General features: G+C 76.0%; 9 protein-coding genes. 5 read left to right on the forward strand and 4 right to left on the reverse strand.

The window, feature by feature from the left end; genetic code table 11:
* Positions 1-476, reverse strand: a 476-nt coding sequence (locus WCS02_RS13785; RefSeq protein ID WP_340294185.1) for a hypothetical protein, incomplete at its 3' end; no start/stop codon positions are given.
* A gap of 121 nt (positions 477-597) precedes the next feature.
* Between WCS02_RS13785 and WCS02_RS13790 the strand changes: the two genes are divergently transcribed.
* Complete coding sequence (locus tag WCS02_RS13790) at positions 598-2,565, forward strand: M13 family metallopeptidase (RefSeq protein ID WP_340294187.1); 1,968 nt, start codon at positions 598-600, stop codon at positions 2,563-2,565.
* Between the two features lie 63 nt (positions 2,566-2,628).
* Here WCS02_RS13790 and pgm read toward each other — a convergent pair whose 3' ends face one another.
* Entirely contained in the window at positions 2,629-4,305 is a 1,677-nt protein-coding gene (pgm, locus tag WCS02_RS13795) for a phosphoglucomutase (alpha-D-glucose-1,6-bisphosphate-dependent) (protein ID WP_340294189.1), read from the reverse strand.
* 69 nt (positions 4,306-4,374) lie between these two features.
* Here pgm and WCS02_RS13800 point away from each other — a divergent pair, with 69 nt between their 5' ends.
* Together WCS02_RS13800 and WCS02_RS13805 are read left to right on the forward strand one after the other, a co-directional pair.
* Positions 4,375-5,175: an isocitrate lyase/PEP mutase family protein gene (locus tag WCS02_RS13800; RefSeq protein ID WP_340294191.1), complete on the forward strand. Its 801-nt coding sequence runs from the start codon at positions 4,375-4,377 to the stop codon at positions 5,173-5,175.
* A gap of 53 nt (positions 5,176-5,228) precedes the next feature.
* Entirely contained in the window at positions 5,229-5,705 is a 477-nt protein-coding gene (locus WCS02_RS13805; RefSeq protein WP_340294193.1) for a MarR family winged helix-turn-helix transcriptional regulator, read from the forward strand.
* Between the two features lie 7 nt (positions 5,706-5,712).
* On the opposite strand, the gene WCS02_RS13810 is transcribed toward WCS02_RS13805, so the two are convergent.
* Both WCS02_RS13810 and WCS02_RS13815 read right to left on the reverse strand, forming a co-directional pair.
* Positions 5,713-6,702 carry an LLM class flavin-dependent oxidoreductase gene (locus WCS02_RS13810; protein WP_340294195.1) on the reverse strand — a complete coding sequence of 330 codons (990 nt, stop codon included), beginning with the start codon at positions 6,700-6,702 and terminating at the stop codon, positions 5,713-5,715.
* Positions 6,699-8,195, reverse strand: a complete 1,497-nt coding sequence (locus tag WCS02_RS13815; protein ID WP_340294197.1) for an MFS transporter — start codon at positions 8,193-8,195, stop codon at positions 6,699-6,701. Before WCS02_RS13815 ends, WCS02_RS13810 begins: the two co-directional genes overlap by 4 nt.
* A gap of 62 nt (positions 8,196-8,257) precedes the next feature.
* Between WCS02_RS13815 and WCS02_RS13820 the strand changes: the two genes are divergently transcribed.
* Entirely contained in the window at positions 8,258-8,977 is a 720-nt protein-coding gene (locus tag WCS02_RS13820) for a dienelactone hydrolase family protein (RefSeq protein ID WP_340294199.1), read from the forward strand.
* A gap of 149 nt (positions 8,978-9,126) precedes the next feature.
* Positions 9,127-9,390: a hypothetical protein gene (locus WCS02_RS13825; RefSeq protein WP_340294201.1), complete on the forward strand. Its 264-nt coding sequence runs from the start codon at positions 9,127-9,129 to the stop codon at positions 9,388-9,390.
* Positions 9,391-9,465: the final 75 nt, after the last annotated feature.

Consider the following 9,465-nt stretch of genomic DNA (forward strand, 5'->3'; position numbering starts at 1 on the left):
CGACTCCCCCAGCCGGCCGCGGCGGGGGCGTCGGTGCCGCGGCCCCACCCCCGCCCGGACACGAGCAGCCGCGTGCCCGGGACGACGGGTCCGACCTCTGCTGCCATCGCACGGAGGGTGGCCCGGTCGACGCGGACCCGGGTGCGGTCGACGGGGGGCCCGCGGAACCACTCGTGCACCGCGAGCTCGACGAGGGCGGGCGCGCCGCCGTCCGCGGGCGGGACGAGCGACAGCACCGTCCCGTCCAGGGCGAGGCCGGTCGTGGCGGCGAGGTCGGCGGACGGGTCGCGGCAGCCCTGCTCGACCGCCGCGCCGATCCGGTCCAGGTCGGCCGCGGACGTCCCGTCCGGGCTCCCGGCACCGTCGCGCAGGAGGACGACCGACGCGAGCAGCGCCAGGGCCGGGACGAGCAGGGACGTCGCCCGCCGCGGCGCCCGCGGGGGCTGCCGACCGTCGCGCACCTGGTCCGAGGTCATCGTCGACCCTCCCGCCAGCAGGTATAGCACCGTGCCCGCTGCACCGGGCGGCGGACGGGAGCGCAGCAGGCAGCCGGGCCTCGCCGGACGGTGTGTCCGGGGCGTGGGGCACGATGGAGCGGTGACGACGCAGACGCCCCCCGCCTCGCCCCTGGCGCACCTGGACCCCTCGGTCCGCCCGCAGGACGACCTGTTCCGCCACGTCAACGGCCGCTGGCTCGCGACGGCGGAGATCCCCGCGGACCGGTCGAGCCACGGCAGCTTCTACGTGCTGCGCGAGCAGGCCGAGGAGCACGTCCGCCAGATCATCGAGGAGGCCGCGGCGTCGGGGCCCGAGCCCGGGTCGGTGGCGCGCAAGGTCGGCGACCTCTACGCCAGCTTCATGGACACCGACCGGGTGGACGCCCTCGGCGCCTCGCCCCTGGCCGAGGTCGTGGCCCGCGTGGACGCGGTCACCTCGGTCGAGGAGCTGCTGCGGCTGCTCGGCACCCTCGAGCGGGAGGGCGTCGGCGGGGCGTTCGGCTCCTACGTCTGGGTCGACAAGGGCGACCCGACCCGGTACCTGCTCTACGTCTCCCAGGGCGGGCTGAGCCTGCCCGACGAGTCCTACTACCGGGACCCGCAGCACGCCGCGCTCCGCGACGCGCTGCCGGGCCACGTCGCCCGCATGCTCACCCTCGCCGGCGTCGCCGAGGGCGAGGCGGCCGAGCAGGCCGCGGCGACCGTGCTGGCGCTGGAGACCCGGGTCGCGAGCACCCACTGGGACACCGTCGCCACCCGTGACGCGGTGAAGACGTACAACCTGACGACCGGCGAGCAGATGGACGGGCTGCTGCCGGGCTGGCGGGCGTGGGCCGACGGGCTCGGCCTGCCCGAGGCCGGGCGGGCGCAGCTGGTCGTCGGCGAGCCCGACGCCCTGCAGGGCCTCGCCGCCGCCCTCGCCGAGGAGCCGCTGGAGACCTGGCGCACCTGGCTCCGCTGGCGGGTCGTCACGTCCCTGGCCGCGTACCTGTCGCAGCCGCTCGTGGAGGAGAACTTTGCCTTCTACGGCACCACGCTGTCCGGCACCCCGCAGATGCGCGAGCGGTGGAAGCGCGGCGTCTCGCTGGTCGAGGGCGTCCTCGGCGAGGCCGTCGGCGAGCTGTACGTCGCCCGGCACTACCCGCCGCAGTCCCACGCCCGCATGGTCGAGCTCGTCGACAACCTCATCGCGGCCTACCGCGAGCGCATCGACTCGCTCGCCTGGATGACCCCGGAGACCAAGGAGCGCGCGCAGGCCAAGCTCTCCGCCTTCACCCCGAAGATCGGCTACCCGGCCAGCTGGCGCGACTACTCGACGGTGCACATCGACCCCGCCGACCTGCTCGGCAACGTCCGGCGGGCCACGGCCGCGGAGACCGACCGTGAGCTCGGCAAGCTCGGCGGCCCCGTCGACCGCGACGAGTGGCTCATGACCCCGCAGACGGTCAACGCCTACTACAACCCGTCGATGAACGAGATCGTCTTCCCGGCGGCCATCCTCCAGCCGCCGTTCTTCGACCCCGAGGTGGACGACGCCTACAACTACGGCGGCATCGGGGCGGTCATCGGCCACGAGATCGGCCACGGCTTCGACGACCAGGGCAGCCGCTACGACGGCTCCGGCCTGCTCAGCGACTGGTGGACCGACGCCGACCGGACCGCCTTCGAGGAGCGGACCAAGGCGCTCGTCGAGCAGTACGACGCCTTCGCCCCCGCCGAGGCACCGGAGCGACAGGTGAACGGGGCGTTCACGCTCGGGGAGAACATCGGCGACCTGGGCGGCGCCGAGGTCGCGCTGCACGCCTACCGGCTGTCGCTGGGCGGCGCCGCGCCGCCCGTCGTCGACGGCCTGAGCGGGGTGCAGCGCTTCTTCGTCGGCTTCGGCCGGATCTGGCAGCAGGTCACCCGCCCCGAGGAGGTCGTGCGCCGGCTCACCGTCGACCCGCACTCCCCGCCGGAGTTCCGCGCCAACGTCGTCCGCAACGTCGACGCCTTCCACGAGGCGTTCGGCACCTCCGCCGAGGACGGGCTGTGGCTGGAGCCGACGGAGCGCGTGCGGATCTGGTGACGGCTCCGTGACCGGGCGGGGGCGGCTGCTCCCGCCCGGTCGGGGACCGGGACCTGCGTGCCGTCAGGCGCCGAGCGCCGAGGCGACGACCTCCCGCGCGGCCTGCTGGACCTGCTCCAGGTGCTCCTGGCCGCGGAAGGACTCCGCGTAGATCTTGTAGACGTCCTCGGTGCCGGAGGGGCGCGCGGCGAACCAGGCGTCCTCGGTGGTCACCTTGAGCCCGCCCAGCGGGGCACCGTTGCCGGGCGCCTCGGTGAGGACCGCGGTCACCGGGTCGCCGGCGAGCTCGGTCGCGGTGACGTCGGCGGCGGACAGCGCGGCCAGCTTGGCCTTCTGGTCCCGGTCGGCCGGGGCGTCGACGCGGGCGTACACCGGGGCGCCGTAGCGCTGCTCGATGTCCGCGTAGGCGGCGCTCGGCGAGGCGCCGCTCACGGCGGTGATCTCGCTGGCCAGCAGCGCGAGCAGGATGCCGTCCTTGTCGGTGGTCCACACGGTGCCGTCGTGGCGCAGGAACGACGCCCCCGCGGACTCCTCGCCGCCGAAGCCGACGCTGCCGTCCAGCAGGCCCGGCACGAACCACTTGAAGCCGACCGGCACCTCGAGGAGCCGGCGCCCGAGCCCGCCCACGACCCGGTCGATGATCGAGCTGGACACCAGCGTCTTGCCGACGGCGACGTCCGGGCCCCAGCCGCGGTGCGCGAACAGGTGCTCGATGGCCACGGCGAGGAAGTGGTTGGGGTTCATCAGGCCGCCGTCGGGCGTGACGATGCCGTGGCGGTCGGAGTCCGCGTCGTTGCCGGTGGCGACGTCGAACGGCGCCCGGCCGTCCTCGCCGGTGCCGCTCATCCGCTCGCGCAGGCTGGCCATCGCCCACGGGCTCGAGCAGTCCATCCGGATCTTGCCGTCGCGGTCCAGCGTCATGAAGCGCCAGGTGGGGTCCACCTCGGGGTTGACGACGGTGAGGTCGAGGCGGTGGGCCTCGGCGACCGCGCCCCAGTAGTCGACGGCCGCGCCGCCGAGCGGGTCGGCGCCGATCCGGACGCCCGCCGAGCGCACCGCGTCCAGGTCGAGGACCGACGGCAGGTCGGCGACGTAGGTGCCCATGTAGTCGTAGCCGGTGGCGGCGGCCCGGGCCCGGGCGAAGGGCACGCGTGCCACCGCGTCCGCCCGGCCGTCCCCGTCACGGAGGATCTCGTTGGCGCGCCGGGCGATCCAGCCCGTGGCGTCGGAGTCCGCGGGGCCGCCGTGGCTGGCGTTGTACTTGAAGCCGCCGTCGCGGGGCGGGTTGTGCGACGGGGTGACGACGATGCCGTCGGCGCGCGCGGCGTCGTCGGAGGCCCGGCCGCGGTTGTGGCGGAGGATCGCGTGGCTCACCCCGGGGGTCGGGGTGTAGCGGTCGGCGTCGTCGACCATGACGGTGACGTCCGCGGCGGCGAGCACCTCCAGCGCGGTCGTCCACGCCGGCTCCGACAGCCCGTGGGTGTCGCGGCCGAGGAACAGCGGCCCGGCGATGCCCTGCTCCCGCCGGTACTCCACGATCGCCTGCGTCGTGGCGACGATGTGCTGCTCGTTGAACGCGGTGTCCAGGCTCGAGCCGCGGTGCCCCGAGGTGCCGAACACGACCTGCTGCGAGACCTCGGCCGGGTCCGGCACCAGGGCGTAGTAGGCCGTCACGAGGTGGGCGACGTCGACCAGGTCCTCGGGCAGCGCGACCTGACCGGCGCGCGGGTGTCCACTCATGGCTCGATCCTGGCCCGACCGTGGGCCGCTGGCCAGGCACGGTCCGCCCCTCGTCGTTACCGTCGGCCCATGAGCCAGGACACCACCGCCCCCCGCCCCGGCACCGCCGACCGCGCCACCGAGCTCCAGCGCCTGCACGCCGACCCCGAGCTGCTCGTCCTCGTCAACGTCTGGGACGTCGTCAGCGCGACGGTCGTCGCGGGGACGCCGGGGACCAAGGCCCTGGCGACCGCGAGCCACTCCATCGCCGCCTCGGCCGGCTACCCGGACGGGGAGGTCATCCCCGTGGAGGAGATGGTCGCCGCCGTCGGCCGCATCGTCGCCGCGGTCGACCTGCCGGTGAGCGCCGACCTGGAGGCCGGCTACGGCGACGCCGGCTCCACCGTGTCCCGCGCGATCGATGTCGGCGTGGTCGGCGCCAACCTCGAGGACCAGATGCGGCCGCTGGACGAGGCGGTCGCCGCCGTCCGCGCCGCCGTGGCCGCGGGGGAGCAGGCCGGGGTGGACTTCGTCCTCAACGCCCGGACCGACGCGTTCCTCAAGGCCGGCGACCGTGACCCCGCGGACGTCCTCGCCGAGGCGGTCGAGCGCGGCCGCGCCTACCTGGACGCAGGTGCTTCCACCTTCTTCGCGCCCGGGAAGCTCGACGAGGCGCAGGTCACGACCCTGGTGGAGGCCCTCGGCCCGCAGAAGCTCAACGTCATCGCGGTCCCCGGCTCCCTCTCGCTGCCGCGGCTGCAGGAGCTGGGCGTCGCGCGCGTCTCGTTCGGGCCGTGGAGCCAGAACGTCGCCCTGACGGCGCTCGCGCAGCTGGCCGAGTCCGTGCAGTCCGGCGGCGCCCTGCCCGAGGGCACACGCAAGCTCAACTGAGCCTGCCGAGCACGGCCTGGGCGGCAGCGGGAGGGCGGGCATACCCTCAGGGGGTGCCCGCCCAGCCTCCAGCCGCCGTCGAGGCTGTCGTGGCCGTCGACGACATGCTGTGCCTGGCGCTGCACACCGCCGCCCGGTCCATGACGGCGCGCTACCGCCCCGCCCTCGCGGCCCTCGGGCTGACCTACCCGCAGTACCTCGTCATGGTGCTGCTGTGGCAGGAGGGCGAGGCGAGCGTCGGGCGCATCGGCAGCCGGCTGGGCCTGGAGTCGAGCACGCTGTCGCCCCTGCTCAAACGGCTGGAGGCGGCCGGCCTGGTGACCCGGGTGCGCTCGCGCACGGACGAGCGCTCGGTCACCGTCGCCCTCACCGACCGCGGCTCGTCGATGCGGGCGGAGGCGGCGCACCTGCCCGCCGAGGTCTGCGAGCAGGCGGGGCTGGACGAGGGCACCCAGGCCGACCTCGTGGTGCGGCTCCGCGCCCTCGTCGAGCAGCTCGAGCGCTCCGGCTCCGCGACCCGACCGGCCTGACCGCGCCTCAGCCGCGGACGGCCGCCCCCAGCGCCGCGACGTCCTCCAGCAGCACGTCGACCCCGCGGTCGACGCGCGGCGGCACCAGCACCACGCAGTCGGCGCCCGCACCGTGGCGGGCGGCCACCGCGGCGCGCACCGCGGTGGCGTCCCCGCGCACGGCGAGCAGGTCGAGGGCCTCGTCCGACAGCTCCTCGGTCCCGTCGACGACCGCCTGCAGGTGCTCGCGGACGTGGGCGGGCAGGTCGGCGGTGTGGGCCTCGGTCCCGCCGTGGCGCACCGCCCCGGTGCACCGCTCGCGCAGGACGGCGTCGCGCTCGGCGGGGTCGACGTGGTCGCCGGTGAGCGCCCAGGTGTAGGCGGTGATCCGCCGGCCGCCCTCCACGCGGGACCCCGCCGCGGCGGCGTCGAGGCGTGCGCGTGCGGCGGCGACGTACGAGGGCGGGGTCGGCTCGGCGAGCACGAGCCCGTCGGCGTGCGCACCGGCCACGGCGACCGACCTGGGGCCGCGCACCCCGAGGCTCACCAGCGGCGGCTGGTCCGGCGGGAACTCCAGCGCCACCTGGTCGAGGCGGACGTGGTCGCCGTCGGTGGTCACCGTGCGGCCGTGGAGCAGGTCACGGACGGCGTCGGTGGTCTCGCGGATCGACGTGAGCCACGAGGCGGGCACCGCGCCGACCTGCTCCATCCACGACGCGACCCCGTGCCCGATGCCCGCGTGCACCCGGCCCGGGAAGGCGCCGGCGAGGGTGGCCAGCTCCATCGCCGCGAACGCGGGGTTGCGGGCGACGGCGGGGAGGATGCCGATCCCGACGGTCACCCGCGAGGTGGCGGCCAGGGCGATCGCGGCCGCGGTCGTGCCGCCGGTGTAGAAGCAGTCCTCGACCACCCACACCTCGTCGAAGCCGGCGGCCTCGCAGGCCCGGGCCACCCGGGCCACCTCGGCGGGCGGGACCTCGCGGGGGAGCATGACGCCGACGGCGGCGGGTGCGGTCATGGTGCTGGTGTACCAGCCCCGGTCCGCCCGTCGGTGCGCTCGTCCCGCGGCGCGCAGTCGGCGTAGCGGCGGGGCAGGGCGAGCGCGCTCAGCCCGCCGAGCACGAGCAGGCCCGCGCAGACGAGCATCGCCGCGCGGTACCCGTCGGTGAGCGCGTCGGCGTCGGCGTACTCCTGGGCGCCGAGGCCGACGAGGCTCGGGAGCGCGGCCACGGCGACCAGACCGCCGGCGCGGCTGACGGCGTTGTTGACCCCGCTCGCCGTGCCGGTCAACCGGTCCGGCGCCGCCGCGAGCACCGTCGTCGTCAGGGGCGCCACGAGCAGCGCCAGGCCCAGGCCGAACAGCAGCACGCCGGGCAGGACGTGGAGCAGGTAGGAGTCGCCCGCGGACAGCGGCGCCAGCAGCGCGACCCCCACGGCCGCGACGAGCGGCCCGACGAGCAGCAGCAGCCGTGGACCGGTGCGGGTGGCCAGGTCGCCGGCCCGCGAGGACAGCAGGAGCAGCAGGACGCTCGAGGGCAGGGCCGCGGCACCGGCGAGGACCGGGCGGTAGCCCAGCGAGGTCTGCAGCTGCAGCGCGAGGAAGAAGAACAGCCCCGACAGCGCCGCGTACACCGCGAGGGTGAGCAGGTTGGCGACGGTGAACGTCCTGCTCGACCACAGCGACGGCGGCACCATCGGCCGACGCGCGCGCCGCTCCCACCAGACGAAGCCGGCGCCGGCCACGACCGCGACGACGGCACCGGCGGGCACCACCGCCTGCAGCACGGCGCCGCCCTCGCCGCCGCCCGTGCCGACGAGCGCGGCGGTGAGCCCGCCCAGCGCGAGCACGCCGAGGACGGCTCCGGCCACGTCGAGCGGGCCGTCGGACGTCGCGTCCCGGCTCTCGGGCACGAACCGGACGGTGAGGACGAGGGCGAGCGCGGCCAGCGGCAGGTTGACGAGGAACACCAGCCGCCAGTCCACCTCGGCGAGCCAGCCGCCCAGGGGAGGCCCGAGCGCAGGGGCCACGGCGCCGACGCCCGCCCAGGTGCCGATGGCCCGGCCCCGGTCCTGCGGCCGGAAGCTCGACTGGATGACGGCGAGCGAGCCCGGGGTGAGCAGGGCGCCGGCGACGCCCTGCAGCACGCGGGCCGCCACGAGGGCGTCGGCGGTCGGGGCCAGCGCGCACAGCAGCGAGGTCACCGCGAACCCGGCGATGCCCCACACGTAGACGCGCCGGCGGCCGAGCCTGTCGCCCAGCGAGCCGCCGACGAGGATGAACGCGGCCAGGGCGAGCGTGTAGCCCGTGACCACCCACTGCAGCTGGGCGAAGCTCGCGCCCAGGTCCCGGCCGATCGTGGGCAGAGCGACGTTGACGACGGTGGAGTCGAGGAACGCGATGCCGCTGCCCAGGACCACGGCCGCCAGCAGGCCGGTGCCCCGGGCGCTGCCGTAGACGACGGTGCCGGCGGCGGCGTCGAGGGGGCGGGAGCCGGGCTGGGTCGTCGTCACCGGACCAGCATCGCCCCTGCCCGCCGTGCCGGGTAGCGGCACCCGACGTAGCGTGGACGACCGTGACCCAGACCCCCGCAGCGACCGGCCAGAACCCCCACCAGAACGTCTCCTTCCCCTCCGGCGACACCACCGCGCACGGCTACCTCGCGGTGCCGGCCTCCGGCTCCGGCCCGGGGCTCGTCGTCATCCAGGAGTGGTGGGGCCTCACCGAGCACATCAAGGACGTCACCGACCGGTTCGCCGCCGAGGGCTTCGTCGCCCTGGCCCCCGACCTGTTCGGCGGGCCCACGACCCACGACTCCGACGAGGCCGGCCAGCTGATGCAGGACCTGCCGGTCGAGCGCGCCGCGCGCGACCTGTCCGGTGCCGTCGACTTCCTGCTCGGCCACGACGCGGTGACCTCGTCGACCGTCGGTGCCGTCGGCTTCTGCATGGGGGGCGGGTTCGTCCTCGTCCTGGCCGCGCAGCAGGGCGATCGCATCGGTGCCGCGGTGCCGTTCTACGGCGTGGGCGGCTACGACCAGGTCGACCTGGCGGGCATCACCGCCCCCGTGCTGGGCCACTTCGGCACCGAGGACGGCTTCGCGGCGCCTGACCAGGTGGCCGCGCTGGAGGCGGAGCTCCAGGCGAAGGCGAAGGGCCCGGTGGAGATCGTGCGGTACGAGGGTGCCGGGCACGCCTTCTTCAACGACGAGGACCACCTGGGGACCTACGACGCCGACCTGGCGGCGAAGGCGTGGACCCGCACGCTGGAGTTCCTGCGGGCGAACCTGGCCTGACCGGCAGCCGGCCCGGGGCGGCCCCTCACCGTCCGGCCCGCCCCGGCCCCGCACCGTCCGGCCCGGGGCGGCCCCCCACCGGTGCGGCAGCCGGGTGGGACCGCCCCGTCCGGTGCACCGCCGGGGCGGGGCCCTGGCAGGCTGGGCCCGTGACCGGTCCGGGTGCCCACCCCTCCCCGGCCGAGCGCCGTCGGCTGCGCCGGCAGGTGGTCACCACGCCGCTGCTCGGCGGTACGACCGGGCTGGTCGTCGGGGTGCTGCTCCTCCTGCTCGGTGAGCAGGCGCCGCTGCCCTGGTGGCCGTTCGTCCTGTTCTCCGTCGCGCTGCTGCTGTACGCCGTGCTCGTCGGGCGCAGGCTCGCCCCGCGCGAGGACGGTGGGAGGGCCGGCGGGGGACCCGGCCGGGTCCCGTGAGCCCCCGCGCGCGCGACGCGGAGCGCGAGCGGGCGCGCGACCGGACGGTGCACCGATCGCAGCGCCGGCACGCCC

The sequence above is a fragment of the Aquipuribacter hungaricus genome (genome assembly GCF_037860755.1).
GTDB classification, from domain to species: domain Bacteria; phylum Actinomycetota; class Actinomycetes; order Actinomycetales; family JBBAYJ01; genus Aquipuribacter; species Aquipuribacter hungaricus.

Excerpts from the sequence above, each read along its gene's own strand:
- WCS02_RS13810 (WP_340294195.1), bottom strand. The coding sequence starts at position 6,702 with ATGACCGCACCCGCCGCCGTCGGCGTCATGCTCCCCCGCGAGGTCCCG.
- pgm (WP_340294189.1), bottom strand. The coding sequence starts at position 4,305 with ATGAGTGGACACCCGCGCGCCGGTCAGGTCGCGCTGCCCGAGGACCTG.
- WCS02_RS13800 (WP_340294191.1), top strand. The coding sequence starts at position 4,375 with ATGAGCCAGGACACCACCGCCCCCCGCCCCGGCACCGCCGACCGCGCC.